The sequence below is a fragment of the Streptomyces sp. NPDC058246 genome (assembly GCF_042881985.1).
GTDB lineage: Bacteria > Actinomycetota > Actinomycetes > Streptomycetales > Streptomycetaceae > Streptomyces.
The window spans coordinates 1-25,707 of sequence record NZ_JBHVWZ010000007.1 but is presented as its reverse complement, the minus strand read 5'-3'; the positions used below and the strand labels follow the sequence as shown (position 1 = coordinate 25,707).

Below are 25,707 nucleotides of genomic sequence, written 5' to 3'. Positions count from 1 at the left end.
GGAACGTGGAGCAGAAAGGGCACATGTGAGCGCCCTACGTCACACCCTGAGCCATGGAAGGGCACCGATCCGTCGCCCCTGAGTCCATTTCCTTATGCGGAACCTACTCCAGGCGCAGTACGCGCAGGTGGACCTCAGTCCACCCTTGGACGGACCAGCCCGGACTCGTACGCGATGACGACCAGTTGCGCCCTGTCGCGTGCGCCGAGCTTCGCCATGGCCCGGTTGACGTGCGTCTTCACCGTCAGGGGGCTGACTTCGAGGCGCTCGGCGATCTCGTCGTTGGAGTGTCCGCCCGCTACCTGGACGAGCACCTCGCGCTCGCGCCCGGTGAGCGCGTCCAGGCGCTGGGTGCGGGCCGGATCCCGCTCCTCGTCCGCCCCGTCGCCCTGCGCGAGGAACTTGGCGATCAGGCCTTTGGTGGCCGCAGGGGACAGCAGCGCTTCGCCGCCCGCGGCGATCCGGATGGCGTTCAGCAGCTCCTCGGGCTCGGCCCCCTTCCCGAGGAACCCGGACGCCCCGGCCCGCAGCGACTGCACCACGTACTCGTCGACCTCGAAGGTCGTCAGCATGACCACCCGTACATGCGCGAGGCCCGGATCGGCGGTGATCAGCCGCGTGGCGGCGAGCCCGTCGGTCCCCGGCATCCGGATGTCCATGAGCACGACGTCGGCCCGCTCCTGGCGCAGCAGCCGCACGGCCTCCGCGCCGTCGGACGCCTCGCCGACGACTTCCATGTCGGGCTCGGAGTCGACGAGCACCCGGAAGGCGCTGCGCAGCAGTGCCTGGTCGTCGGCGAGCAGGACACGGATGGTCATACGGAGTCCCCCAGGGCGGGCGCGCGGTTCTTGAGCGGAAGGATCGCATGGACCCGGAAGCCGCCTCCGTACCGGGGACCGGCCGTGCAGCTGCCGCCGAGCGCGGCGACCCGCTCGCGCATGCCGAGCAGCCCATGGCCGCCGCCCTCCTCCGGCCCGTCGTCCTGCCCGGGCCCGTTGTCGAGGACCGTCACTTCCACATTCGGGCCCACGCGGACGACGCTGACCTCGGCCTTCGCCTCCGGACCCGCGTGCTTCTGCACATTGGTGAGGGCCTCCTGGATGACCCGGTACGCGGCGAGGTCGACGGCGGCGGGGAGGCTGCTGCCGTGGTCGGCGCGGGCCACCTCGACGGGCAGGCCCGCGTTGCGGAAGGTGTCGGCGAGCTCGTCGAGCCGGGCGAGACCGGGGGCGGGCTCGGTGGGCGCCTCGGGATCACCGGACTGACGCAGGAGCCCCACGGTGGCACGGAGTTCGTTGAGGGCTGACCTACTGGCCTCCCGTACGTGCGCGAGCGCCTCCTTGGCCTGGTCCGGGCGCTTGTCCATGACATGGGCGGCGACTCCGGCCTGCACATTGACCAGCGCGATGTGGTGGGCGACGACGTCGTGCAGATCGCGGGCGATGCGCAGGCGCTCCTCGGCTACGCGGCGGCGGGCCTCTTCCTCGCGGGTGCGTTCGGCGCGTTCAGCGCGTTCACGGATGGCGTGCACGAAGGCGCGCCTGCTCCGTACGGCGTCGCCGCCCGCGGCGGCCATCCCCGTCCAGGCGAAGATGCCGAGGTTCTCCTGGGCGTACCAGGGCATCGGTCCCGCGAGCATCGCGACCGCGGTCAGGACCGTCATGGTGACCAGTCCGACGCGCCAGGTCGTGGGGCGGTCGGTGGCCGCGGCCACCGTGTAGAGGGCGACGACGGCGGACATCACGACCGGGGCGCGGGGGTCGCCGGTCACCAGTTCCACCAGGGAGACGGCGAGCGTCGCCGCGAGGACCGTCTTCGGGGCGCGGCGCCGGAAGACCAGCGCGGCGGCGCCGAGCACCATGAGGGTGAGGCTGAGGGCGTTCGGGGTGCGGGCGCCCCAGGTCGCGCCGTTCCCGCCGTGGGGTTCGACGAAGGAGCCGGCGACCATGCAGACGAGGACGCCTGCGGCGAGGCCGGCGTCCAGGGCGAGGGGGTGGGCCCGCAGCCAGTCCCTCATGCGCTCCAGTGTGCTCACCCGGATTACGGTACGGGGGCCCTGGCGGGCTTGGAACGGGTGCTGCCGGGTGGTGCGGGGGTGGGTTTTCGCCCCCTCCGCCCCTACCCGTCCCCTACCTGGGGGCTGCGCCCCCAGAGCCCCGCCAAAAGATTGCGCAGTTCCCCGCGCCCCCGCCTTCGCCGTCAGCCCGGGATCAGGCCCTCGTCGCTCAGCATGGCGCGGACCTCTTCGAGGGTCGCGTCCGGGGACGGGAGGATGAGGTCGGAGGGATGCAGGGCGTCGTCGGGGAGGGGGGCGCCACGGCGGCGGACCTCCTCCAGGAGGGCGTCGAGGGTGCGCCGGAAGCCGGGCTCGTCGCCGCGTTCCATTTCGGCCAGCAGGTCGTCGTCCAGCTTGTTCAGCTCGGTGAGGTGGCTGGCGTCCAGCCTCACCTGCCCCTCCCCCATGATCCGTACGATCATGTCGCCCTCCTCAGGCGTGGGTCACATGGCTCACTGCTTGTCGAAGCGCGGAGTGTCCTGCGGCTGGGACTGCGACTGCGACTGGCCCGATCCGCCCTCGATCGCCTGCTGCGGCGACCCGCCGGCCAGCTCCGCCTTCATCCGCTGCAGCTCCAGCTCTACATCCGTACCACCGGAGAGCCGGTCCAGCTCGCTCTGGATGTCGTCCTTGGCCAGCCCGGACTGGTCGTCGAGCGCCCCGGAGGCGAGCAGCTCGTCGATCGCGCCGGCCCGCGCCTGGAGCTGCGCGGTCTTGTCCTCGGCCCGCTGGATGGCCATGCCGACGTCGCCCATCTCCTCGGAGATGCCGGAGAAGGCCTCCCCGATCCGGGTCTGCGCCTGGGCCGCCGTGTACGTCGCCTTGATCGTCTCCTTCTTGGTGCGGAAGGCGTCGACCTTGGCCTGGAGCCGCTGGGCCGCGAGGGTGAGCTTCTCCTCCTCGCCCTGGAGCGTCTGGTGCTGCGTCTCCAGGTCGGTGACCTGCTGCTGGAGGGCGGCGCGGCGCGACAGCGCCTCGCGGGCCAGGTCCTCGCGGCCGAGCGCGAGCGCCTTGCGGCCCTGGTCCTCCAGCTTGGTGGACTGGTTCTGGAGCTGGTTCAGCTGCAGTTCGAGGCGCTTGCGGCTGGTCGCGACGTCCGCGACGCCGCGGCGCACCTTCTGGAGCAGCTCCAGCTGCTTCTGGTACGAGTAATCGAGGGTTTCGCGCGGGTCCTCGGCCCGGTCAAGGGCCTTGTTCGCCTTCGCGCGGAAGATCATCCCCATACGCTTCATGACACCGCTCATGGGCTTCGCGCGCCCCCTTCTGACGGACTCCAGCTCCAGGTACTGCAACAGAACCCACAGTACGGGCCCTGCATCCATTACCGCACTGTTCGGGGACGGATGCGCTCATCCCCAAGGACGACTGCGTACGACACCGCTCCGGCGTAGGGAGTAGGTGGACCTCGGGGTCCCCCGACCCCGCCCCCTCGGCGGAGCCGTGCACAACGTCCCCTCTGTCCCCCTACAGACGCGCGGTGTTGCCGGATCGTTCCCCACTCGAACGACGTCCATGCCCGCGAACCCCGTACCCTTGGGTTTTGTGTTCCGTAGCCGTGCCAAGGAAGAGAAGGCCCCCGCCGACAAGGCGCCGGTGACCGACTCCAAGCAGACCCGTCACCCGCAGGCCCCCAAGGGCCGCCCCACGCCCAAGCGCAGTGAGGCCCAGACCCAGCGTCGCTGCGTGGCCAACACGCCGACGACGCGCAAGGAGGCCGCCAAGCGACAGCGCGACGATCGCCGCGCCCAGATGGAGAGGCAGCGCCAGGCTCTGGCCAGCGGTGACGAGCGCTATCTGCCCGCCCGCGACAAGGGACCGGTGCGGAAGTTCGCGCGCGACTTCGTGGACTCGCGCTTCTGCGTCGCCGAGTTCTTCCTGCCGCTGGCCGTGGTCATCCTCGTGCTGAGCATGGTGCGGGTGGGCTCGCTGCAGAACATCGCACTGCTGCTGTGGCTCGTCGTGATCGTGCTGATCGTGGTCGACTCGATCGGCACCGCGATCCGCCTGAAGAAGCAGCTGAACGCCCGCTTCCCCGACCTGCCCAAGAAGGGCGCGGTCGCCTACGCGCTGATGCGCACTCTCCAGATGCGTCGACTCCGGCTGCCGAAGCCGCAGGTCAAGCGCGGAGAGCGGCCCTGAGCACGACGTCTTTCTCCGGGGGCGCGGCGGATGCCTGGCTGAACAAGCTGGGCGGTCTGCGTGATGTCGTACGACAGGAGCTGGTGGCCCGGCAGCTCGACGAGCAGATAGCCGGACGGTTCCCGGTGGGACAGCGGCTGCGGATCCTCGACGTCGGGATGGGCCAGGGCACCCAGGCGCTGCGCCTTGCCCGCGCCGGGCATCAGGTGACCGGCCTGGAGCAGGACGCCAAGATGCTCGTCGTGGCCCGCGAGGCGCTGGCCGCCGAGCCCGAGGGCATCCGCGGCCGGGTGCGCCTCATCGAGGGCGACGGGCGCGAGACGGGCGTCCACTTCCTGCCGGGCAGCTTCGACGTCGTGCTGTGCCACGGCGTACTGATGTACGTCGAGGAGCCGGACGCGCTGCTGGCGGGGCTCGCGCGGATGCTGGCCCCGGGCGGGCTGCTCTCGCTGCTCGTACGGAACGCGGACGCGCTGGCCATGCGGCCCGGGCTGTCCGGGGACTGGGCGACGACGCTCGACTCGTTCGACACCACCACGTACACCAACCGGCTCGGTCTCGACGTCCGCGCCGACCGGCTCGCCACCCTGACGTCCACCCTCGCGGGGATCGGGGCCTCGCTGCACGCCTGGTACGGGGTGCGGGTCTTCACGGACACCGCGGCCGACGGGGCGCCGGTTCCGCCGGACGTGGAGAGTCTGCTGGCGGCGGAGGAGCGGGCCGGGCGTACGGATCCCTACCGGCAGGTGGCGGCGCTGCTGCACCTGTGCGGCGTGCGCGGCTGAGCGACCCGTTCGGGTGCGCATGGCAGGTCGGAGCATCCCCCGCAAAGGGACACTTCGGGCATGGATGCATTCCGTACCCGTACTCTGCGGCTCGTCGCCCCCGTAGTCCTTCTCGCCTCCTGCGCCGCTCTGCTCTCCGGCTGCTCGGACTCCTCGTCGTCCAGGAAGGACGGCTCGACGACGACGCAGGCGGCCGTCCCGGCCGCGGCCAACGATCTGCAGGACGACTATCTGAGGGTGATCAAGAACGTCCTGCCGTCGGTGGTGCAGATCCAGGCGAGCAAGGACCTGGGCTCGGGTGTGGTCTACGACGACAAGGGACACATCGTCACCAACGCGCACGTCGTCGGGAACGAGAAGCACTTCAAGGTCACGACCGCCAACAGCCAGGCCGAGCAGACGGCGACGCTCGTCTACGCGTACCCGGACCAGGATCTCGCCGTCATCAAGCTGGACAAGCTGCCCGACGGGTTGAAGGCGGCGACCGTCGGGGACTCCGCGAAGGTCGAGGTCGGCCAGATCGTGCTGGCGATGGGTTCGCCGCTCGGGCTGTCGTCCAGCGTGACCCAGGGCATCGTCTCGGCGACCGGACGCACCGTCAGTGAGGGCACCGGCGGCGGCGGTACGGGGGCCACGATCGCGAACATGGTGCAGACCTCCGCGGCGATCAACCCGGGCAACAGCGGGGGCGCGCTGGTGAATCTCGACGGGCAGGTCATCGGCATCCCCACCCTCGCCGCCACCGACCCCGATCTCGGGGACAGTGCGGCGCCCGGCATCGGCTTCGCGATCCCGGCGTCGACGGTGAAGACGATCGCCGACCAGATCATCAAGGAAGGCAAGGTCACCGACTCGGGACGGGCGGGGCTCGGCATCACGGGCCGTACGGTCGTCAACGACGACTATCAGCCGGCGGGCGTCGCCGTCGTCGAGGTCAGGAGCGGCGGCGGCGCCGACAAGGCCGGCATCCGGCCCGGCGACGTCATCATCAAGGTCGGCGACACCGACGTCACCACGATCATCTCGCTCTCCGAGGCACTCGCGGCGGAGAAGCCGGGCGACAGGACGAAGGTGACGTTCGTGAGGGGCGGGAACGAGGAGACGGTGGATGTGACGTTGGGCGAGATCTGACGCCGGCCTCTTCACCACGGGGGCATGGCCCGGGTTGCCGGGGTTCGCCCCCGGCAACCCCGACCGGCCTACTCCGGGTCGGCGTGCAGGCTCATCGGACCGTAGATCTGTGTGCTGTCCTCGAAGAGGAACACCTGGTCCGCACCGCCCTCCACGAGGTCCTTCCACACCTCGCCGATCCAGGACTCCGCGTCCCCCTGCGTGGTGAACTCCTCGGGCTGCACCGCCGGTTGGACCTCTGTCCCGTCGGACTTCTCGAACCGCCACGTCCATGCCGCCATGTACGCCTCCAAGGTATGAGCACACTGCACAGCGGAAGCCGGACAAGATCCGGCTCCTGCCCGAAGCCTAGCCGGACGCGCAAGACCAGCGGTGACACGCAAAAATCAACCTCGTGGAACTGACTCTGCTCGGCACCGGTGCCCCCGAGGGCCTGCCCCGTCCCGACTGTCCCTGTGCGGCCTGCGCGAGTGCGCTCGGGCAGGACGCGCGGGCGGCCACCGCGCTGCTCGTGGACGGCACGCTGCTGCTCGACCTCACGCCCGGCGCGGCGTTCGCGGCCGCCCGCGCCGGGCACTCGCTCGGCGGCGTACGGCAGGTGCTGCTCTCGCATCCGCACGACGGGCCCGCCGTCGAGGTGCCGGCCGGGCTGCCGCAGCCCGTCCGGGTGGCCGACGGGCGGGAGTTGGCGCTGATCACCGGGCACCGGGTGCGTGCGGTGCCGATGGACGCGCCCGGCACGGGGTACGCGGTGACCGGCCCCGAGGGGCCCCGGCTGCTCTATCTGCCGCCGGGCGCGGCACCCGCCGGGCTCGACATGAACGGTGAGGCGTACGACATGGTGCTCGCCGACGTGGTGGGCCGGCCGGACGGCCTCGCGAAGCTGCGCGCGGTCGGCGCGGTCGGGCCGACCACCGATGTGATCGCCGTGCACCTCGACCACGACGTGCCGCCGGGCCCCGAGCTGCGGCGGCGGCTCGCGGCGGCGGGCGCGCGGGCGGTGCCGGACGGGACGACGCTGCACGTGGGCGTCTACGAGGACGTACCCGACGTGCCGCGCCGCACGCTGGTGCTCGGCGGCGCGCGTTCGGGCAAGTCGGTGGAGGCGGAGCGGCGCCTGGAGGCCTTCCCCGACGTCCTGTACGTCGCGACGGGCGGAGCCCGGAACGGGGACACCGAGTGGGCGTCGCGGGTCAGCGCGCACCGGGAGCGGCGCCCCGGCTCCTGGCGCACCGTCGAGACCTGCGACCTCGTCCCCCTGCTGGCGGAGGACGGCCCTGCCCTGCTCATCGACTGCCTGTCGCTGTGGCTGACGGACGCGATGGACTCGGTGAACGCCTGGGACGACGCGGAGTGGGCGGGCGGCGGCGAACGCGCGCTGCGCGCCCGTGTCGAGGAACTCACCGCCGCCGTCCGCGCCACCCGCCGCACCCTCGTCGCCGTCTCGAACGAGGTCGGCTCCGGCATCGTCCCCGCCACAGCGTCGGGGCGCCGTTACCGCGACGAACTCGGGCGTCTGAACGCGGGGTTCGCGGCGGAGTGCGAGCACGTGCTGCTGGTGGTGGCGGGGCAGGCGGTGGTGTTGCGGGGGTGAGGGGGGCCGCGGAGCGGGCTGTCGCGTCATCGCCGCGCGATGATCCGGTAGGCGTTGGAGAAGCGGGTGCGGCGGAAGAGCGGGGCGAGGGCGTGGTCCAGGGTTGACATGGCGGCCAGGAGGGGGCTGGTCACCCGGGTCAGGGCGGTGTGCAGCGAGCGCTGGAGCGCGGTCGGCGGCGTGGGACGCCAGGGCGCGTCGAGGTCGGGCAGCACGCGCCCGAGGGCCAGCGCGAGGGCGCCCGCGAGGTCGTACGGGATGTGCGGTGCGCGCCGGTCCGTCGCCACGACCTCGCAGCCGAGGGACTCCAGTTCGCCCAGCAGATTGGGCAGCGGCATCAGGTGCAGATGGCGCGGCTGGCCGTACGACACCCACCACCTGCCCAGCAGCACGCCGAACACGCAGTCGGGGTCGGGTACTTCGATCAGCAGGTGCCCGCCGGGCCGCAGCACCGTCAGGGCCGCGCGCAGCTCCGCGCGCGGGTCGGGGGTGTGCTCCAGGTGGTGGAACATGCTGACGACGTCGTAGCGGGCGCGCAGCCGCTCGGCGATCCGGGGGTCGGTGAGCCGGCCGCGGTGAGCCTCCTCGACGCGCCCGGCCTCTCGCGCCCCCTCGACACGCCGGGAGGGGTCGAGCCCGTCGAAGGCCGTGTACGGGTGGACCTCCCTGGCGGCGGCCGGGAAGTACCCGTGCCCGGTGCCGACGTCGAGCCAGCTCTCCGGTTCGGTGTACGGCAGCATCGCGCGCGCGACGGCGCGATGGCGTCCCCGGCTGCCGCGGGCGCCGAGGAGCCGGTCGGTGACGCCACCGAGTGCCTCGTGGAAGTCCCGGTGGTAGAAGGCCAGCCCCTCCATCGTGAGCCGGGGGTTCTGGAAGGCGTGGGCGCACTCCCGGCACTCGTCGACGACGAACGTGCCGGGCTTGCGCTGCACCAGGTCCGGTGTACGCAGCCGGGTGCGCAGCAGCGTCGAGCCGCACCAGGGGCAGTCCGCCCGGCGCGGTTCGTGGAACCGGTCGGTGCCCTGGGCGAGTTCGGCCGCGTAGGCGGCGCGGCGTTCGGCGATCGACTGCGGGTTGGGGGGCATGGGCGCTCCTGGGGGGACCTGGGTGCACTACCGGGCCGTACGACAATCCGACACAAACGGTACGTAGCGGAGTGCGATCCGGGGTGCAACGACGTGGCGCGGACGTGTTCGATCCCTGCCGGTACTGTTCGGCGAATGAGCTCGCTTAATCTCGACGACTTCACCGATCTGATCGAGCGCCCCGACGGAGGCGTACGCCGTGACGCCGAGGCGCGCCGGGAGCGCCAGATCGTGCCGCCCGGGTCACTGGGCCGCCTCGACGACCTGGGTGAGTGGCTGGCGGCGGCGCAGTCCGCGGTGCCGGTGCGGCCGATCGAGCATCCGCGTGTGGTGCTGTTCGCGGGCGACCACGGCGTCGCCGAACTCGGTGTGTCGGCACGGCCCGCGGGCAGCGCCGACCAGTTGGTGCGGGCGGTCCTGGAGGGCGCCAGCCCGGCGGCGATCCTCGCCCGGCGGCTCGGTGTGCCGGTGCGCGTCGTCGACATGGCGCTGGACTGCGCGACGGAGGGGCTGCCCGACGAGGTCGTACGGCATCGGGTGCGGCGCGGATCGGGTCGTATCGACGTCGAGGACGCGCTGACCCTGGAGGAGGCGGAGGCCGCGTTCCGCGCGGGCGTCGCCGTCGCGGACGAAGAGGCCGACTCGGGTACGGATCTGGTGGTGCTCGGCGATGTCAGCGTCGGCGGGACCACGGCGGCGGCCGTGCTGGTCGCCGCGCTGTGCGGGACCGACGCGTCCGTCGTCACCGGGCGGGGCGGGCGGCCCATCGACGACATCGCGTGGATGCGCAAGTGCGCCGCCGTGCGCGACTCGCTGCGGCGGGCGCGGCCCGTGCTCGGGGATCAGCTGCAACTGCTCGCGACGGTCGGCGGGGCGGACCTGGCGGCGATGACCGGGTTCCTGTTGCAGAGCGCGGTGCGGAAGATGCCGGTGATTCTCGACGGGGTCGTCTCGGCCGCGTGCGCCCTGGTCGGACAGCGGGTCGCCTTCCGGGCGCCGGACTGGTGGCTGGCCGGGCAGAACAGCGGGGAGCCGGCGCAGGCGAAGGCGTTGGACCGGATGGCACTGGAGCCGTTGCTCGACCACGGGGTGACCGTCGGGGAGGGGGCCGGTGCGCTGCTGGCCCTTCCCCTCGTTCAGGCGGCCGCCGCGCTGGCTGCGGAGTTGCCGGAAGCGGCGGAGTTGCCGGAAGCCGCGGAGCTGCCGGAAGCCGCGGAGTTGCCGGCAGCGGCGGCCGACGAGGGCTCCGGCCGGGCGGAGGAGTAGGCGGGCCGCGGCACCCGGGGGCCCAGGTTTTTCGCCCCCTCCGCCCCTACCCTCCCCCAAGCTCTCGGCTTCGCTCGAGCAGGGGGGACCCCCATCATGTCTGGGGGCTCCGCCCCCGGACCCCCAGAAGATCGCGCAGTTCCCCGCGCCCCTGACGGGGCACCTGCACCCGCAGGCCATCTCGGCCCATATCATCGCCCTTTATGGGAGATGCCCGAATTGCCGCTGCCTCGCGGCGGGCCGCCGCCTTCGCCGTCTGGTACCTGCGGGCCGTCACGTTCATCAACTTCCTGAGTGCCGTCTGGGTGTCGCTCGGGCAGGACGTGCGACGGCACAACACCGAGAACTACTTCACGCCGTACCTGCTGACGGCAGGCTTCGCGTCCGGTGTGTTCACGATGTTCCTCGCCATCACCATGCGGCGCCGCAAACGGGCCGCGTGGATTCTGAACCTGGTGCTCAGCGGACTGTTCCTGGCACTGTTCGCCGTCGCGATGGCGTTCCCGGAGATCCGGCAGTACGCGCAGAACTGGATCTCGCTCGTGCTGACGGCGGCGTTCGTCGGCGCGCTGGTCGTCGGCCGCCGGGAGTTCTACGCGAAGGGCGACCGGTCGAACCCGAAGCTCGCCGCGGCCGTCGGGACCGGCGGCCTGCTGGCCACCTCGCTGCTCGCGGCGCTGCTGGTGACCGTCACCAACCATGCCCACGACGCGCACCGTTCGACCTTCCTCGACCGCTGGCACTACGGCACCCTGCGGCTCGTCTCGGTCGCCGCCGACGACTCCCACTACGCCGGAATCGCGACGCCCAACTGGGTCAACGTGGCCATCAACGTGCTCAGCACGGTGCTGGTCCTCGCCGTCTTCTACGCGGCCTTCCGCTCCCGCCGCGCCGTCGACCCGCTCACCGAGGACGACGAGAAGCGGCTGCGCGTGCTGCTGGAGAAGAACGGCGACCGGGACTCCCTCGGCTACTTCGCCCTGCGGCGCGAGAAGAGCGTGGTGTGGTCCCCGACCGGCAAGGCGGCGGTGGCGTACCGCGTGGTGGGCGGGGTCTCGCTGGCCTCCGGTGACCCGCTCGGCGATCCCGAGGCCTGGCCCGGCGCCATCGAGCCCTGGCTCGCCGAGGCGCGGGCGCACGGCTGGATCCCGGCGGTGATGGGCGCGAGCGAGGAGGCGGGCACGGTCTACTCCCGGCACGGCCTGGACGCGCTGGAACTCGGCGACGAAGCGATCGTCGAGACGGCCGAGTTCACCCTCGAAGGGCGGGCCATGCGCACCGTCCGGCAGGCCTACAACCGGGTCAGGCGCGCCGGGTACCAGGTGCGCATCCGGCGCCACGAGGACATCCCGGCCGACGAGATGGCGTACCTCCTGAAGCGCGCCGACGACTGGCGGGACGGGGCGACCGAGCGGGGTTTCAGCATGGCGCTCGGGCGGCTCGGCGACCCGGACGACGGACGGTGCGTGATGCTCGAATGCACCGATGCCGAGGGGCGGTTGAGGGCGGTGCTGTCCTTTGTGCCGTGGGGGCCGCACGGGCTCTCCCTCGACCTCATGCGACGCGACCGCGACTCCGAGAACGGGCTGATGGAGTTCATGGTGATCGAACTCCTGCGGCGCGCCCGGGAGATCGAGATCACTCAGGTCTCGCTGAACTTCGCCATGTTCCGTTCGGTCTTCGAACGTGGCGCACGCCTCGGCGCGGGCCCGGTGCTGCGGTTGTGGCGCTCCCTGCTCAGCTTCTTCTCGCGCTGGTGGCAGATCGAGTCGCTGTACCGCGCCAACGCAAAGTACCGGCCCATCTGGGAGCCGCGGTTCCTGCTCTTCGAGAAGAGCGCGGACCTGCTGCGCATCGGTGTCGCCGCGGCGCGCGCCGAGGGCTTCCTGGAGGCGCCGGGGCTGCCGAAGTGGCTGCACCGCAAGCACCTGGAGTCGCATAGATGAACACGCTCGCCCGCTGGGCCCGCGCCGAATGGGGAGCGGTGTACCTCACCGTTCGCGCGGCGCTCGCCGAAAGACGGCTGCGGGCGATCCCCATGACCTTTGGTGCGGTGTGTCTGACGGCCCTTCTCCAGTTCGTGCAGAACCGGTCCTGGGGCTTCCAGTTCGTGCAGAACATCGGGGCCGTCCGGGCCGAGGACCCGCTGCGGCTCGCCCTGCTGCGCACCCCGCTCTCCCTCTTCGTACCGGCTCTGGACCTCCCCGTGTGGGGTGCGCTCGTGCAGCTCCTCGTCGTGTTCGGGATCGCCGAGATCTGTCTGGGCTGGTGGCGCACGCTCGTCATCGCGTACGTCGCCACGCTGGCCGGCACGCTCTACGCGCGTGCCGGCATCGCGCTGGGCCCGCACAGCCTCCTGGGGCTGCCCGGCACGGACGCGCAGGTCGTCGACACCGGGCCGTCGGCGGCCGTGGTGGGCCTCGCCCTGTTCCTCGGCTGGCGCTATCGCGCGTACTTCACGGCGGGTGTGGTCATCGGGGCCATGGTGATCGAGCTGCTCGTCAAGGACAACCTGGCGGGCAAGGAACACCTCGCGGCCATCGCCGCCGTCCTGGGGCTGTGCACGATCTCCGCGAGGCGTCACCGGCGTCCGGGCAGGGACCGGGCGGGCTCGGGGTCGGGTTTGCCGCCGATCCAGTCCTGAAGCCTGCGGCGGGGGCCCATCCAGCGGCGGTCGTGGTGGTAGGCGCGCAGCGTGGACCTGGCCCGGGCGCGCGGGCGCCGGCGGTAGGCGCGTTTGGCCCACGGCGAGCCGGGCCGGGCCAGCCGGACCGCCCCGACCAGGGCGACGAAGGGGACGATCACCCCGAAGATGGCGGTGCGCCCCTTGCCCTTGCTGAGGGCGAGCAGCGCCAAGAGGAAGTTCGCCGCGACGGTCAGGATCACGCCGCCGCGGTCCTGCAGTTCCTCATCGCTGAGGTCGTTGACGCCGAACGGCGCGAAGCCGCCGAGTACCAGGCCGACCAGGGCCGCCGTGACCACCACGACCTCGACGCTCTTGCGGCCGTCCTCGGTCCAGTAGACGTCGTCGAGGTGCAGGATCAGCGCGAACTCGTCGAGGACCAGGCCCGCGCCCATCCCGAACAGCACGGCGAACATCGCCGCGCCGAACCCGTGCCGGCCGCTGGCCACCGCCCCGAAGCCACCGATCACGGTCAGGACGACCCCGGGGACGACGTGGTGGATGTGCAGACCACCGGCTTTCACATTGCCGAAGGGCCCCTTGCCGGCGCGGATGAGCCGGACGATGACGCGGGTGATCACAAAGGTCAGCACGAAGGAGGCGAGCGCCAGCAGGAGCGGCAGTTTCCCCGGCTCGACGATGTTCCGGTACAACCAATGACCCATATGCGAACTTTATCCATGGCCGCCATAGGCGCTCGTCGTACCGGCGGATAACCTGCGCCGGTGTCCAAGACGGTGTCCAAGACCCCCCTGCCCCACAGCCTCCGTTTCGCCTTCGGGACGCTCACCGTGCTGCCCGTGCGGGTGACCCGGTGGGACCGCGACGCCGCGCGGGGCGGAATGCTGTGCGCGCCCGTGGCCGGCCTGGTGGTCGGGGCGGGCGCCGCCCTCGTGGGCGTGGCACTGCTGGCGATGGGCGCGGGCCCGCTGCTCGCGGCCGTGGCCACCGCCGCCGTACCGGCCGCGCTCACCCGGGGCCTGCACCTGGACGGCCTCGCCGACACGGCGGACGGGCTCGGCAGCGGCAAGCCCGCCGAGGACGCGCTGCGGATCATGAAGCAGTCGGACATCGGCCCGTTCGGCGTGATCACGCTGCTGTTCGTGCTGCTCGCCCAGGTGGCCGCGCTCTTCCAGGCGTACGACACCTCGTGGGCCCGGGGTGCGCTCGCGGCCGTCGTCTCGGCGACCGCCGCCCGTCTCGCCCTCACCCTGGCCGCCCGCACCGGGGTGCCCCCGGCCCGTCCGGAGGGCCTCGGCGCCGCCGTCGCGGGCACCGTGCCGGTGCGCGGCGCCCTGCTGGTGGCGGTGGCCGTCGTCGGCGCGGCGGCGGGCGCGGGCGCGCTCGTCGGCGCGTACGACCTCGTGCGCGCCGCGGTGGCGGTGCTCGCCGCCTGCGCGGTCGCCGAACTGCTGCTACGGCACTGCACGCGCCGCTTCGGCGGCGTCACGGGCGATGTGTTCGGCGGCCTCGCCGAGACGGCGGCGACCACGGCCCTCGTGATTCTGTCGCTGGGCTGACAGCGCTTCTGCCACTGGCCTGACAGCAACTCCGTCACCGGCCCGACAGTGCTGCCGGCACCGGCCTGACAGCAACTCCGTCACCGGCCCGACAGTGCTGCCGGCACCGGCCAGGCAGCGGTTCTGTCACCGGCCAGGCAGTGCTTCTGTCACCGGCCAGGCAGCGGTTCTGTCACCGGCCTGGAACGATCACCGGCAAACACCACTCGTGCCCCTCCGCCCCCATTAATCTGATCCGCCGAACAGACACACACATCGTGATCGGGGGATGTCTGTGCCGAAACTTCGGCGTGCAACGGCCTGGTTCATCGACTTCGCGCTGGTGCTCGCGGCGGCGTCCGCGCTCGCCGCGCTCACCTTCCACCGGATATCCGCGCTGGTGACGGACGTGCCGGACCTCGCGACCCGCGGCGGCTGGGACATCCTCACCTCGCGCGGCGATGTCCTCGACGCCTCCGAGGGCTTCGGGCTCTCCCTGTGGCACAAGGTGGTGCGGGACGTGGAGCAGGCCTTCGGTCTGCTGGTGGTCGCCACCTTCCTCTACCAGTGGGCGGCGCTCGCCCTCACCGGACGGACGGTCGGCAAGGCCCTGCTCGGCCTCAAGGTCACGCCGAGTGCTCCGCGCCGGGCGGCGGTGCGGGCCGCGGTGACGACGACGGCGGATGTCGCCGTGTACGCGCTGGCCTGCGTCCTGCTGGTGGAGGGCGAGTTCGTACTCTCGGTGCTGGTGTGGGGCACCGCCGTCGCGATGTTCTTCCTGAACGCGCTGCCCGTGCTCTCACCGAGCCGCCGCTCCCTGGCCGACCGGATGGCCGGCACGGCGGTGACGGGCTTCGGCCTCGGTGGCCTCAGCACGCCCGCAGCCACACCCCCGGCCCGTACTTTTTGAGTCTCGAACTCAGCTTCAGGCGGCGGGCCTCGCGAGGAGCGGCACCAGCGGTCCGAAGAGGGGCGGGGCGCGCAGGGACGGGGCGCGTTTCATCGGGCGGGCTCCAGGGCGTGCGGCAACGTACCCCAAGGGTGATCGCCGACGCCCGGCACCGCGCAGTGCAGGGTGGCGCCCCGCTCGCGTGCCGCCGCCGCCAGGTCGACGCCGGCCGGCACGCCGTGGACGAGATGGCACAGCCGCGCGCCGGTCCCCGTCCAGGGCGGGAGGGTGTTCCTTCGGTACGTCTGCCACGTGCCCTCGAAGGTGACGAGTACGTCGGCGATGCGGGCGTACGAGGAGTGCGGCGTCGTGCCGTGGTTGAGGACGAGGGTGCCGAAGCCCAGGCCCCAGGCGGCACTCGCGAGCCGCCGATAGTAGGCGAACTCGGCTTCCCCCGAGGCGACTTGGTCGAGGAAGATGCCGTCGGCCCGGTACCAGGCGCGGTGTCTGGTGAGCTCGCGGACGACGTCCGCGACCGGTCTGCGACCGTAGTCCGTGTCGGTGTACCCGAGCACCCGGACGTCCGCCGCGCGCAGCCGTCCGGCGACGTCGGCGAACGCCGGGTCGGGGCGTTCGCCGGGGCCGCTGGCCGGGTTCAGCACGACACCGTGCAGGCGCGGCGCGGCGGCGATGAGCGCGTCCCATTCGGCGGGGCGGTCGGAGGGGTGCTCGTAGTACGGGACCAGCAGCGTGCCCCGGGGGCTCGTCGGCAGGCTCTGGTCGGGGCCTCTCCTCCGCAAGGCGTTCCCGGCCGGTCTCATCAGCGTGCCGTTCTCGGTCGGTCCCCTCAGCGTGCCGTTCTCGGCCGGTCCCATCAGCGAGCCTTTCTCAGCCGGTCTCATCGGTGCGCGGTCGCCCTTCCCGACAGGTGGCAGACGAGCCCGGCCTGGACTCCGGCCGCCGCCCCGTACACGATCAGGGCCACCCGGTGCGGGTTGCCCGCGTGCGTGGCCAGGGCCACGGTCTGGGCGAGCGCGGCGGCGCAGCAGACCGCGGCAGGGCCGATGACGGCGCCGAAGGACTGGAGCAGCAGTCCGGTCCACAGGACCACGCCCAGCATGAGCAGCCCGGCGAGCGGGGCGCCGCCGGTGATGGCGGGCGCGTGCGGCCACAGCGCGGACGCGGTGAGGCTGAGCGCGAGCAGCACGAGGAGATAGCCGGTGAGGCACCGGACGAGGGTGCTCGCGGTGGTCCGCCAGAAGTCCTTGGAGGTACTGCTGGAGCGCAGCCCGGCGAGGCTCCCGCTGCGGAACCGGAACAGCAGCCACTCGGCCGGCCCCATGCTGACCGTCAGCGCGACCGCCGCCGGCGCGGCCACCGCGGACTGCGCAGCCGCCGCCTGCGCGGCCACCGTGGTCTGCGCAGCATCCGCCGGGTCCGCCATCGCGGTGTGCGCACCCGCCAGGACGTCGCCGAGCCCCACGTACAGCACGAGCACTCCGCTGCCGAGCCCGAAGAGGGCGTACGGCAGCGATCCGGTGAGCCAGGGGACGGCGGTTCGCCGCCGCCGCTCAAGAGCACCGAACGCCCCGTACGGCAGCAGCGCCGCGAACCCGGCACCCCAGCTCCCCTCCCCCAACTCCCGTACAGCTGGCGCCACTTCGATCAGGGCGAGCAGGGCGACCGCCGCCAGGGAGGTCAGGAGCAGGATCGCCCGGGCCGGGCCGGGGATCGGGTGGACGAAGGCCAGGACCGCACCGGCGGTCATGGGCAGCAGGCCGGCGAGCAGGGCCCGTTCGCGGCCCGTCACCAGCAGGACGGTGGCCGCGCCCAGGTAACAGGACTGGCCCGCGGCGAAGGTGACCGCGGCCGGGTGGGCCGGGCCCGCGGCGGCCAGCGCGGCAAGGGAGCCGAGGAGCACGCCGGCCGGGGCCCCGACGAGCAGTGCGCGGCGGGCCGCCGCGCGGTCTCCGAGACCCAGCCACGCGTACGCCCGGTGGGCGAGCCCCTGGTTCCAGGTCCAGCCGCACAGCGCCCCGGCGAGCAGCGGGACCGTCCCGGCCGGGAGTCCGAACGCGCCCCTCGGGCCGGCGAGAAGGGGCGCCCCGAGCACGTATCCGAGACCGGGCAGGGCGAAGACGAGCCCGCGCAGCAGGCAGCCCAGCAGGCCGAGTCGCCAGGGGTCGTGGACCGGCCCGGCCGGTTCGGGGTAGGCGCGTCCGACCCGTTCGTACAGCTCCTCGGCGAGGGCGAAGGAGTTCTTGACGCCGTAGCGCTCGCGTATCCGGTCGTCCGACATGCCGTCGGACTCCAGGAGAGCGGCTATCTCGTCGGGATGGACGGCCGCGGCTATGAACTCCCCGAATCGATCGGTGAGTTCGTCGATCGGGTCGGGCTGTGCCCAGCTCGGGGGGCGGCGCCGGCGCGATGGGGGTCCCCCCTGTTCGAGCGAAGCCGGGAACCCGGGGGAGTACGGGAGGGTGTCCTCGTACGTTCCGGGCGGCATCCGCAGAGAACCGCTCACCAGCCGGTCCCGTCCGTGGCGACCGACTGGTACCAGGGGTCGCGCAGTTCCAGGGTCCAGTCGGCGACCGTCTCGACGGTGGGCTCGTACACCTCGGGCAGCCCCGCCAGCTCCTGGTAGATGGTCCGAAAGGCATCGACGGAGCGGCGCAGCGTGAAGCGGTCGATGACCCGCTGGCGCGACAACTCTCCCAGCCTCAGGCGCCGTTCGTCGTCGCGCAGCAGCGCGAGGGCGGCTGCCGCCATCTTCTCCGGCTCGCGCGGGGGTACGACGAGGCCCGTGTCGCCGACCGCCTCGCGGACCCCGCCGACATCGGTCGACACGGTCGTACGGCCGCAGGACATCGCCTCGATGATCGAGAACGGGAAGCCCTCGGAGATGGAGGAGAGCATCACCACATGCCCGGCCGCGTAAGCGCGCCACACCTCGCTGATACGGCCCTCGAACGTCACCCCGTCCGTCACGCCCAGCTCGGCGGCGAGCTTCTCCAGGCGGGTCCGGTACGCCTCCCCGCCGGGCGGCACCGGGCCGAACAGCCGCAGCCGGGTCTCGGGCAGTTCGGCGCGCACCATGCCGTACGCGCGCAGCAGCGTCTGAAGGTCCTTGATGGGGTCGACGCGGCCGCACCAGGTGAGCGTGGGCACGTCGGGTTCGGGGCCCGCGTGCGGGAAGGCGTGCGGGTCGACGCCGTTGTAGACCGTGCGGATCGTGTCGGCGTCGGCGCCACCGCGCTCCTCCCAGCGGCGGTTGTACTGGTTGCACGGGGTGATCAGGTCGGCCTCCCGGTACCCCAGGGAGTTCAGTTCGCGGTAGAAGCCGAGCATGAACGCCTTGACGGGCCAGCGCTGTTCGGCGCTGCGGTAGCCGAGATAGCGCTCGCGGAGGTAGATGCCGTGCTCGGTGAGGAGGAAGGGCACGCCGTCCCGCCGGTGCGCGGCGAGCGCGGGCAGTGTGGCCAGGCCGCTGCTGACCGCGTGGGCGACGGAGTCCTCGGGGATACGGACGCCGAGCGGGCGCAGGGCGTGTTCGAGGAGGTCGGTGGCGGTGAGCGCGTCGTGCACGGTGGGCCGGGCGGCGGCCGTGGGCAGATGCGGCATCGTCCAGATCCACATCAGCGAGCGCAGCGCGGCCTCGGTGCGCAGGGCCGCCGACAGGCGTCCGTCGCGGGCGAGTTCGGCCAGTTCGTACAGCGCCTCGCCGAAGTCGGTGTGCGCGTCCGGGTCGAGGACGGCGAGCAGGAAGCGCTCGTAGGTGTCGGTGAAACGGCGGCGGGCCCGGCCCAGCGGTGCCCGGGCGCGTCCCGGCCGTGGGCCCCAGGTCGGCACGGAGGTGTGCCGGTAGACGTTGGGCGGCAGCTCCCAGGTCACGGGTTCGCGACCGCTGCCGGTGAGCGAGACGATGTGGAAGTCGACCTCGGGCATGCCCTTCACGAGCTGGTCGCACCAGGTGCTGACCCCGCCGTGGACGTGCGGATAGGTGCCTTCGGTGAGCATGGTGACATGACGGCCGGTGCGCTTCACGCGCGTTCCCCCCTGGAACCCTTAACTCGGCTCGGTCGCGCACCCCGGCCCGTCGGGCCGGGGTGCGCGTGGTGTCGCTGAGCTGCCGTTCCCTACGCGGGCAGGGTCAGCTTGAGAGCGGACTGCAGGAGCTCCGGCGTGGTCCAGGCCGAGCGCTCACCCGCGTAAGGCGTCCCGAACGCGGTGGTGCCGAGCAGGAGTTGCTTCTTGGTCCCTTCGGGCGCGGTCACCGGGATCTGGGTCCCGGAGGGAGCGGTGACGGTGACGGTCGTACCGATCCGGTACGCCGTGACCTTGCCGTTCGCGACGGCCGTCTGCCAGGCCACGCGGCGCTGCAGCTCGGTGCCGATGGCGCTCTGCCGGGGGTTCTCCAGCGGGGCGGTGTCGGCGTAGAGGGCCTGGTAGTCGGCGAGCACCTTGTCCAGGACCGGGTACAGGATCCGGTCCTCGGCCAGGTTGGACTGGTGGGCGTAGTGCGGGCGCGGGTCGTTGCCGAGGGCGTGCCCGAGCGCGGTGTGCGCCTCCAGCGGGACGATGTACGACGCGTACCCGGTTGCGGTGTCCAGCGGTGCCGGCATGCACGTGGACAGGGGGTTGTCCTCGCAGATCCCGCTGCCGCCGTCGGCCTTGGACGTGTAGAGCCAGTTGTACTCGTCGGCCATCTCGGCCTTCGTCCCGACGTTGTAGTACACGTTCATCGGGTAGCGGGGCACGGTCAGCACGCTGCCGCCGACCGAACGCTGGGCGGGCTCACGGGAGTTGTCGGAGCCGGTCCACTTGACGCCGTTGTCGGAGAGGGCGCCCGCCAGGTTCGGATTGTCGGCGGGCTGCTGGGGCAGCGTCTTCAGACCCGAGTGCTCACCGGTCACCAACTCGGTGCGGTCGGTCGAAAGGCCCTTGGAAAGCGCCCAGTTGTAGTTGTCGCGGATCTCCGCCGAGATGTCGGCGCGGCTCACGTACCGCGTCGAGCCGTCCGCGTTCCTGGCGCAGCTCCACGGCACCGTGGTGGTGTCCTGGACGCAGCCGAGGAACTGGTGGGTGTAGGTGTGGTTCACCCAGCGGTACTTGGCCTTGTCGGCGAGCAGCCTGTCGGCGAGGGCGTCGGTGCCGCCGTTCTCGCTCTTCCACTCCTCGCCGGAGCCGGCGTTGAAGACCATGTCGAACGTGAAGCCGTTCGCCTGCTCCCACTGGGCGGCGTAGGCCGCGTCGTCCGGGGTCATCCGGATCGGCGTGGTGCCCAGGCCGTCGCCGTCCACGCAGTCGAAGTCACCCGGCGTGCAGTTGCGCTGGGTGTCCCAGCGGGCGTCGGGCGCGAAGACGTCGTCGACGTGGACGGAGAAGTAGTTCCGGCTCCGGCCGAGGTGGACGCCCTGCGTCAGCCATTCGACGATGCCGCGGGACAGCACCTTGAACTGCTCCTGGTACTGGTTGTACGCGAAGGTCAGCACCAGTTCGCGGCGTCCGTCGTGCGCGTACTGGCCGAGCAGGGTGCCGCCGGTGGGCGCGTCCAGATAGCTGGTGAACCCGTCCCTGGGGTGGGCCGCGTACCCGTAACTCTCCTGCACAGAGGGGTCGTTGTCCTCGAAGGTCAGCGGCCCGTCGAGGTAGCCGAACGGACCCGCCTTGCCGGCCGCGGTGACCTGGGTCCGGGCGCCGTCCAGCACACCGGACCAGCCGCCGTTCTGGTCGGTGTAGTCGAGCCCGACCTCGGGGTGGGCCCAGGTGTAGGCGTCGACCTGGGGGATGCCGTACGTCTTCTCGTACGTCTCCAGGGCGGTCTGCTCGGCCGAGCCCGCGCCGAACGGTGCCTCGTCGGGCAGCACGACGCCCTGGTACTTGGCGCGCGGGGTGCCGTTCACGGTGTCGCTCAGGAACGCCGCGTTGATCGTCGGGCGTCCGGTGTCGCCCAGATCGACCGTGGTGTACGGGATGCCGGTGCTCTTCAGCTCGGCGGTGACGGCTGCGACCTGCCCGGCGCCGTTGTCGACGACCAGGACCTTGAGATCGATGCGCGGCGTGGTCGCCGCGGACGCGCCGGGCGCCCCCGGGCCCAGCAGCAGCAGACCGGCGGCCGCTGAGACAGCGGCCGTGGTTCTCCATCTGTGCGCACTCTGTGCCATGTGATGTCCCTCCCCCTCGCAAGACCCTCTTTCGGCCGGGACCGAGGTTCGGTCAAACCGAGGAGGATCCGTGGAAATGATGCAAAGCGGTGAGCGAGCCGCTCACCGGAACACGATGAGTGTGACTCAGGTCACCGGGAGTGAGTGGGGAGAAGTGGACACGACGCCACTGGGCGGTGAACACCCGCAGGAATGAGCGAAACCCGGCCCCGAGCGTAGGCTCGTCCCGGGTACTTACCTGCCCCCGGCAGGGACCGCCCCCGCAGGCCGGATCTAGGGTCAGCCGTCGGGCCCGGTCGACCCACCCCTTTCGGCCACAGCAACTTCAACGGAAGCGAGATTTCACCACCGTGACTGCTCTCACTCTCAGCACCGCCGCAGCGTCCGGTCTGCGGGCCGACGCGATCGTCGTCGGTGTCGCGAAGGGCCCCAAGGGTCCGGTCGTCGCACCGGGCGCCGAGGCCGTGGACAAGGCGTACGACGGCGGGCTCGCCGGAATCCTGGAGACCCTCGGCGCCTCCGGGGCCGAGGGCGAGGTGACCAAGCTGCCCGCGCCGTCCGGTTTCAAGGCCCCCGTCGTCGTGGCCGTCGGCCTGGGAGCGGTGCCGGAGAAGGACGACACGTTCGGCGCCGAGGCGCTGCGCCGCGCGGCCGGTGTCGCCGCCCGCGCGCTCGCCGGCGCCAAGAAGGCCGCCTTCGCCCTGCCGATCACGGACGCCGCCGACGCCGGCGTGATCGCGGAGGGCGCCCGCCTGGGCGCGTACGCCTTCGACGCCTACAAGGAGACCGGCAGGTCGGGGGAGGCCGCCAAGAACGGCAAGCCCCCGCTCGCCGAGGTCGCCCTCCTCGGCGGCAAGCCCCGCGACGCGGCGTACAAGGCGGCCCTCGCCCGCGCCATCGCCGTGACCGAGGAGCTCAACCGCGCCCGCGACCTCGTCAACACCCCGCCGAACGACCTCAACCCGGAGTCCTTCGCCGCCGTCGCCACCGCGGCCGGCAAGGAGCACGGCATCAAGGTGCAGGTGCTCGACGAGAAGGCCCTGCAGAAGGGCGGCTACGGCGGCATCCTCGGCGTCGGCGCCGGCTCGGCCGCCGCGCCCCGCCTGGTCAAGCTGTCGTACACCTCCTCCAAGGCGAAGAAGCACCTCGCCCTCGTCGGCAAGGGCATCACGTACGACTCGGGCGGCATCTCCCTCAAGCCCCCGGGGCACAACGAGACGATGAAGTGCGACATGAGCGGTGCGGCGGCGGTCTTCGCCGCCGTGGTCGCCGCCGCGCGCCTCGGCCTCGAGGTCAACGTCACCGGCTGGCTCGCGCTGGCCGAGAACATGCCCTCCGGTTCCGCCACCCGCCCCGGTGACGTGCTGCGCATGTACAGCGGCAAGACCGTCGAGGTCCTCAACACGGACGCCGAGGGCCGGCTCGTCCTCGCCGACGCGCTGTGGAAGGCGTCCGAGGAGAAGCCGGACGCGATCATCGACGTGGCGACGCTGACCGGTGCGATGGTGCTGGCGCTCGGCAACCGCACCTTCGGTGTGATGGCCAACGACGACGCCTTCCGCGCCTCCATCGTCGAGGCCGCCGAGGAGGTCGGCGAGGAGTCCTGGCCGATGCCGCTGCCCGAGCACCTGCGCAAGGGCATGGACTCCCCCACCGCCGACATCGCCAACATGGGCGAGCGGATGGGCGGCGGCCTGGTCGCCGGTCTGTTCCTGCGCGAGTTCGTCGGCGAGGGCATCACCTGGGCCCACCTCGACATCGCGGGCCCGGCCTTCAACGAGTCAGGCCCCTTCGGCTACACCCCCAAGGGCGGCACCGGCTCCGCGGTCCGCACCCTGGTCCGCCTGGCCGAACTGACGGCGGCGGGCGACCTGGGCTGAGCCCGGACGTTCCTGCGGACGGCCCCGGGTGACATGTCGCCCGGGGCCGTCCGCGTGGTCGTACGCGGCTTTCGCCCTCGACGAAATCCGCAGGTTCGTGTGTGTCCGCACCCCGGGGACGTGATGGATCAGACGTCTCACACACCGGCCCGGCGTCTCGAACGCCGCCGACAAGTGCGAAGATGGGTTCTCGGCAGGACAGGGCCCCCACACAGGGCCGAAGAAAGAGCGGCCGGACACCAGCCGCCGCCCGGTCATGGACGACCGGCGTACGGCGCACATGCATGGAGGACGTGACGTGGCGAACGACGCCAGCACCGTTTTCGACCTAGTGATCCTCGGCGGCGGTAGCGGCGGTTACGCCGCGGCGCTGCGCGGAGCGCAGCTGGGCCTGGACGTCGCCCTGATCGAGAAGGACAAGGTCGGCGGTACCTGCCTGCACCGCGGGTGCATCCCCACCAAGGCTCTGCTGCACGCGGGCGAGATCGCCGACCAGGCCCGCGAGAGCGAGCAGTTCGGTGTCAAGGCCACCTTCGAGGGCATCGACGTACCGGCCGTCCACAAGTACAAGGACGGGGTCATCTCGGGCCTGTACAAGGGTCTGCAGGGTCTCATCGCGTCCCGCAAGGTGACGTACATCGAGGGTGAGGGCCGTCTCTCCTCCCCCACCTCCGTCGACGTGAACGGCCGGCGCGTCCAGGGCCGTCACGTGCTGCTCGCGACCGGCTCCGTGCCGAAGTCGCTGCCGGGCCTGGAGATCGACGGCAACCGCATCATCTCCTCCGACCACGCGCTGGTCCTGGACCGCGTCCCGCAGTCCGCGATCGTGCTCGGCGGCGGTGTCATCGGCGTCGAGTTCGCCTCGGCGTGGAAGTCCTTCGGCACCGACGTGACGGTGATCGAGGGCCTCAAGCACCTCGTCCCGGTCGAGGACGAGAACTCCTCCAAGCTTCTTGAGCGCGCGTTCCGCAAGCGCGGCATCAAGTTCAACCTGGGCACCTTCTTCTCGAAGGCCGAGTACACCCAGAACGGTGTCAAGGTCACCCTCGCCGACGGCAAGGAGTTCGAGGCCGAGGTGCTGCTCGTCGCCGTCGGCCGCGGCCCGGTCTCCGCCGGTCTCGGCTACGAGGAGCAGGGCGTCGCGATGGACCGCGGCTATGTCCTGGTCGACGAGTACATGCGGACGAACGTCCCGACCATCTCCGCCGTCGGTGACCTGGTTCCGACGCTCCAGCTCGCGCACGTCGGCTTCGCCGAGGGCATCCTGGTGGCGGAGCGTCTGGCCGGTCTGAAGACCGTTCCGATCGACTACGACGGCGTGCCGCGGGTGACGTACTGCCACCCCGAGGTCGCCTCCGTGGGCATCACCGAGGCCAAGGCCAAGGAGATCTACGGCGCGGACAAGGTCGTCGCTCTGAAGTACAACCTGGCGGGCAACGGCAAGAGCAAGATCCTCAACACCGCGGGCGAGATCAAGCTCGTCCAGGTGAAGGACGGTGCCGTGGTCGGCGTCCACATGGTCGGCGACCGCATGGGCGAGCAGGTCGGCGAGGCCCAGTTGATCTACAACTGGGAAGCGCTGCCCGCCGAGGTCGCCCAGCTCATCCACGCCCACCCGACGCAGAACGAGGCGCTCGGCGAGGCCCACCTGGCCCTCGCGGGCAAGCCGCTGCACTCGCACGACTGATCCCCGGCACCGGCCGGTCCACCGGCCGCGGCCGATTCAGTCACCGCGTCGCAGGGCGCGACGACGACCACAGACTTCCGCACCATTCGTAAGGAGCAACAGAAACCATGGCGGTTTCCGTAACCCTTCCGGCGCTCGGTGAGAGCGTCACCGAGGGCACTGTCACCCGCTGGCTGAAGGCCGAGGGCGAGCGCGTCGAGGCCGACGAGCCGCTGCTCGAAGTGTCCACCGACAAGGTCGACACCGAGATCCCCTCCCCCGCCGCCGGCATCCTGGCGTCCATCAAGGTCGCCGAGGACGAGACCGTCGAGGTCGGCGCCGAGCTGGCCGTCATCGACGACGGCACGGGCGCCCCCGCTGCCGCCCCGGCCCCCGCTGCCGCCGAGGCTCCGGCCCCGGCCGCTCCCGCCCCGGTCGCCGAGGCCCCCGCGGCTCCGGTCGCCGAGGCCCCCGCCGCCCCCGCCGCTCCGGCGGCTCCGGCCGGTGGCGCCTCCGGTACCGACGTCGTGCTGCCCGCGCTGGGCGAGTCGGTCACCGAGGGCACCGTCACCCGCTGGCTGAAGGAGGTCGGCGAGGAGGTCGCGGAGGACGAGCCGCTGCTCGAGGTCTCCACGGACAAGGTCGACACCGAGATCCCCGCGCCGGTCGCCGGCGTGCTGCTGGAGATCGTGGTCGGCGAGGACGAGACGGCCGAGGTCGGCGCGAAGCTGGCCGTCATCGGCGCCCCGGGCGCGGCTCCGGCCGCCGCTCCGGCTCCCGCCGCTGCCGCCCCTGCCCCGGCCGCCACCCCGGCACCGGCGCACGACGACCCCGACCCACCCGCGCCCGCCCCGGCCGCACCCCCCGCCC

The 25,707-nt window shown here is 72.0% G+C and carries 23 protein-coding genes; 12 read left to right on the top strand and 11 right to left on the bottom strand.

Translation table 11 applies throughout. The features are described from left to right. Positions 1 to 134: 134 nt before the first annotated feature. The 4 genes from ACFVXA_RS12640 to ACFVXA_RS12625 all read right to left on the bottom strand — a co-directional run bounded on the left by ACFVXA_RS12640 (position 135) and on the right by ACFVXA_RS12625 (position 3,300). Complete coding sequence (locus ACFVXA_RS12640) at positions 135 to 818, bottom strand: response regulator transcription factor (protein ID WP_362029648.1); 684 nt, start codon at positions 816 to 818, stop codon at positions 135 to 137. Further along, positions 815 to 2,035, bottom strand: coding sequence for a histidine kinase (locus ACFVXA_RS12635; RefSeq protein ID WP_362029651.1), 1,221 nt, complete (start codon positions 2,033 to 2,035; stop codon positions 815 to 817). The genes ACFVXA_RS12640 and ACFVXA_RS12635 overlap by 4 nt, the downstream gene beginning before the upstream one ends. Positions 2,036 to 2,199: 164 nt before the next feature. Beyond that, the gene (locus ACFVXA_RS12630) at positions 2,200 to 2,478 is read right to left on the bottom strand and encodes a hypothetical protein (protein ID WP_390024943.1); all 279 of its coding nucleotides are present in this window, start codon (positions 2,476 to 2,478) and stop codon (positions 2,200 to 2,202) included. Positions 2,479 to 2,508: 30 nt separating this feature from the next. Next, positions 2,509 to 3,300, bottom strand: coding sequence for a PspA/IM30 family protein (locus ACFVXA_RS12625; protein WP_362029712.1), 792 nt, complete (start codon positions 3,298 to 3,300; stop codon positions 2,509 to 2,511). Positions 3,301 to 3,568: 268 nt separating this feature from the next. On the opposite strand from ACFVXA_RS12625, the gene ACFVXA_RS12620 reads away from it, so the two are divergent. From ACFVXA_RS12620 to ACFVXA_RS12610, 3 genes are all read left to right on the top strand, one after another. Next, positions 3,569 to 4,195, top strand: a complete 627-nt coding sequence (locus tag ACFVXA_RS12620; protein ID WP_390024941.1) for a DUF3043 domain-containing protein — start codon at positions 3,569 to 3,571, stop codon at positions 4,193 to 4,195. 83 nt (positions 4,196 to 4,278) lie between these two features. Beyond that, complete coding sequence (locus ACFVXA_RS12615) at positions 4,279 to 4,980, top strand: class I SAM-dependent methyltransferase (protein ID WP_390024939.1); 702 nt, start codon at positions 4,279 to 4,281, stop codon at positions 4,978 to 4,980. A gap of 60 nt (positions 4,981 to 5,040) precedes the next feature. Further along, entirely contained in the window at positions 5,041 to 6,111 is a 1,071-nt protein-coding gene (locus ACFVXA_RS12610) for a S1C family serine protease (protein WP_390024937.1), read from the top strand. A gap of 68 nt (positions 6,112 to 6,179) precedes the next feature. Here the strand turns inward: ACFVXA_RS12610 and ACFVXA_RS12605 are convergent, their stop codons facing one another. Then, positions 6,180 to 6,392: a hypothetical protein gene (locus tag ACFVXA_RS12605; protein WP_028805198.1), complete on the bottom strand. Its 213-nt coding sequence runs from the start codon at positions 6,390 to 6,392 to the stop codon at positions 6,180 to 6,182. A gap of 113 nt (positions 6,393 to 6,505) precedes the next feature. Between ACFVXA_RS12605 and ACFVXA_RS12600 the strand changes: the two genes are divergently transcribed. Further along, the gene (locus tag ACFVXA_RS12600) at positions 6,506 to 7,705 is read left to right on the top strand and encodes a bifunctional adenosylcobinamide kinase/adenosylcobinamide-phosphate guanylyltransferase (RefSeq protein ID WP_390024935.1); all 1,200 of its coding nucleotides are present in this window, start codon (positions 6,506 to 6,508) and stop codon (positions 7,703 to 7,705) included. A 26-nt stretch (positions 7,706 to 7,731) separates the two neighbouring features. On the opposite strand, the gene ACFVXA_RS12595 is transcribed toward ACFVXA_RS12600, so the two are convergent. Continuing rightward, complete coding sequence (locus ACFVXA_RS12595) at positions 7,732 to 8,790, bottom strand: class I SAM-dependent methyltransferase (RefSeq protein WP_390024933.1); 1,059 nt, start codon at positions 8,788 to 8,790, stop codon at positions 7,732 to 7,734. A gap of 135 nt (positions 8,791 to 8,925) precedes the next feature. On the opposite strand from ACFVXA_RS12595, the gene cobT reads away from it, so the two are divergent. From cobT to ACFVXA_RS12580, 3 genes are all read left to right on the top strand, one after another. Continuing rightward, on the top strand, positions 8,926 to 10,056 hold the full coding sequence (gene cobT, locus ACFVXA_RS12590) for a nicotinate-nucleotide--dimethylbenzimidazole phosphoribosyltransferase (RefSeq protein ID WP_390024931.1): 1,131 nt from the start codon (positions 8,926 to 8,928) through the stop codon (positions 10,054 to 10,056). A 203-nt stretch (positions 10,057 to 10,259) separates the two neighbouring features. Further along, the gene (locus ACFVXA_RS12585) at positions 10,260 to 12,002 is read left to right on the top strand and encodes a phosphatidylglycerol lysyltransferase domain-containing protein (protein ID WP_362029677.1); all 1,743 of its coding nucleotides are present in this window, start codon (positions 10,260 to 10,262) and stop codon (positions 12,000 to 12,002) included. Continuing rightward, on the top strand, positions 11,999 to 12,700 hold the full coding sequence (locus ACFVXA_RS12580; RefSeq protein ID WP_390024929.1) for a hypothetical protein: 702 nt from the start codon (positions 11,999 to 12,001) through the stop codon (positions 12,698 to 12,700). Before ACFVXA_RS12585 ends, ACFVXA_RS12580 begins: the two co-directional genes overlap by 4 nt. On the opposite strand, the gene ACFVXA_RS12575 is transcribed toward ACFVXA_RS12580, so the two are convergent. Then, positions 12,637 to 13,404 (bottom strand): hypothetical protein, encoded by a 768-nt coding sequence (locus ACFVXA_RS12575; RefSeq protein WP_383738960.1) that lies wholly within the window; start codon positions 13,402 to 13,404, stop codon positions 12,637 to 12,639. The two genes, ACFVXA_RS12580 and ACFVXA_RS12575, sit on opposite strands and share 64 nt — an antisense overlap. Before the next feature lie 72 nt (positions 13,405 to 13,476). On the opposite strand from ACFVXA_RS12575, the gene ACFVXA_RS12570 reads away from it, so the two are divergent. Further along, complete coding sequence (locus ACFVXA_RS12570) at positions 13,477 to 14,259, top strand: adenosylcobinamide-GDP ribazoletransferase (protein ID WP_383738988.1); 783 nt, start codon at positions 13,477 to 13,479, stop codon at positions 14,257 to 14,259. A 268-nt stretch (positions 14,260 to 14,527) separates the two neighbouring features. Further along, positions 14,528 to 15,148 (top strand): RDD family protein, encoded by a 621-nt coding sequence (locus ACFVXA_RS12565; RefSeq protein ID WP_362029688.1) that lies wholly within the window; start codon positions 14,528 to 14,530, stop codon positions 15,146 to 15,148. 89 nt (positions 15,149 to 15,237) lie between these two features. Here ACFVXA_RS12565 and ACFVXA_RS12560 read toward each other — a convergent pair whose 3' ends face one another. The 4 genes from ACFVXA_RS12560 to ACFVXA_RS12545 all read right to left on the bottom strand — a co-directional run bounded on the left by ACFVXA_RS12560 (position 15,238) and on the right by ACFVXA_RS12545 (position 21,291). Next, positions 15,238 to 16,029 (bottom strand): spherulation-specific family 4 protein, encoded by a 792-nt coding sequence (locus ACFVXA_RS12560; protein ID WP_390024927.1) that lies wholly within the window; start codon positions 16,027 to 16,029, stop codon positions 15,238 to 15,240. Next, positions 16,026 to 17,651 carry a hypothetical protein gene (locus tag ACFVXA_RS12555; RefSeq protein ID WP_390024925.1) on the bottom strand — a complete coding sequence of 542 codons (1,626 nt, stop codon included), beginning with the start codon at positions 17,649 to 17,651 and terminating at the stop codon, positions 16,026 to 16,028. Before ACFVXA_RS12555 ends, ACFVXA_RS12560 begins: the two co-directional genes overlap by 4 nt. Continuing rightward, the gene (pelF, locus tag ACFVXA_RS12550; RefSeq protein WP_389747393.1) at positions 17,648 to 19,171 is read right to left on the bottom strand and encodes a GT4 family glycosyltransferase PelF; all 1,524 of its coding nucleotides are present in this window, start codon (positions 19,169 to 19,171) and stop codon (positions 17,648 to 17,650) included. Before pelF ends, ACFVXA_RS12555 begins: the two co-directional genes overlap by 4 nt. A 92-nt stretch (positions 19,172 to 19,263) precedes the next feature. Continuing rightward, positions 19,264 to 21,291 (bottom strand): hypothetical protein, encoded by a 2,028-nt coding sequence (locus tag ACFVXA_RS12545; protein WP_390024923.1) that lies wholly within the window; start codon positions 21,289 to 21,291, stop codon positions 19,264 to 19,266. 350 nt (positions 21,292 to 21,641) lie between these two features. Here ACFVXA_RS12545 and ACFVXA_RS12540 point away from each other — a divergent pair, with 350 nt between their 5' ends. From ACFVXA_RS12540 to ACFVXA_RS12530, 3 genes are all read left to right on the top strand, one after another. Then, the gene (locus tag ACFVXA_RS12540) at positions 21,642 to 23,171 is read left to right on the top strand and encodes a leucyl aminopeptidase (protein WP_362029702.1); all 1,530 of its coding nucleotides are present in this window, start codon (positions 21,642 to 21,644) and stop codon (positions 23,169 to 23,171) included. Positions 23,172 to 23,469: 298 nt separating this feature from the next. Continuing rightward, entirely contained in the window at positions 23,470 to 24,858 is a 1,389-nt protein-coding gene (lpdA, locus tag ACFVXA_RS12535) for a dihydrolipoyl dehydrogenase (RefSeq protein ID WP_362029703.1), read from the top strand. Between the two features lie 107 nt (positions 24,859 to 24,965). After that, positions 24,966 to 25,707 (top strand): biotin/lipoyl-containing protein (locus ACFVXA_RS12530; RefSeq protein ID WP_390024921.1); only part of this gene is annotated, 742 nt, incomplete at its 3' end.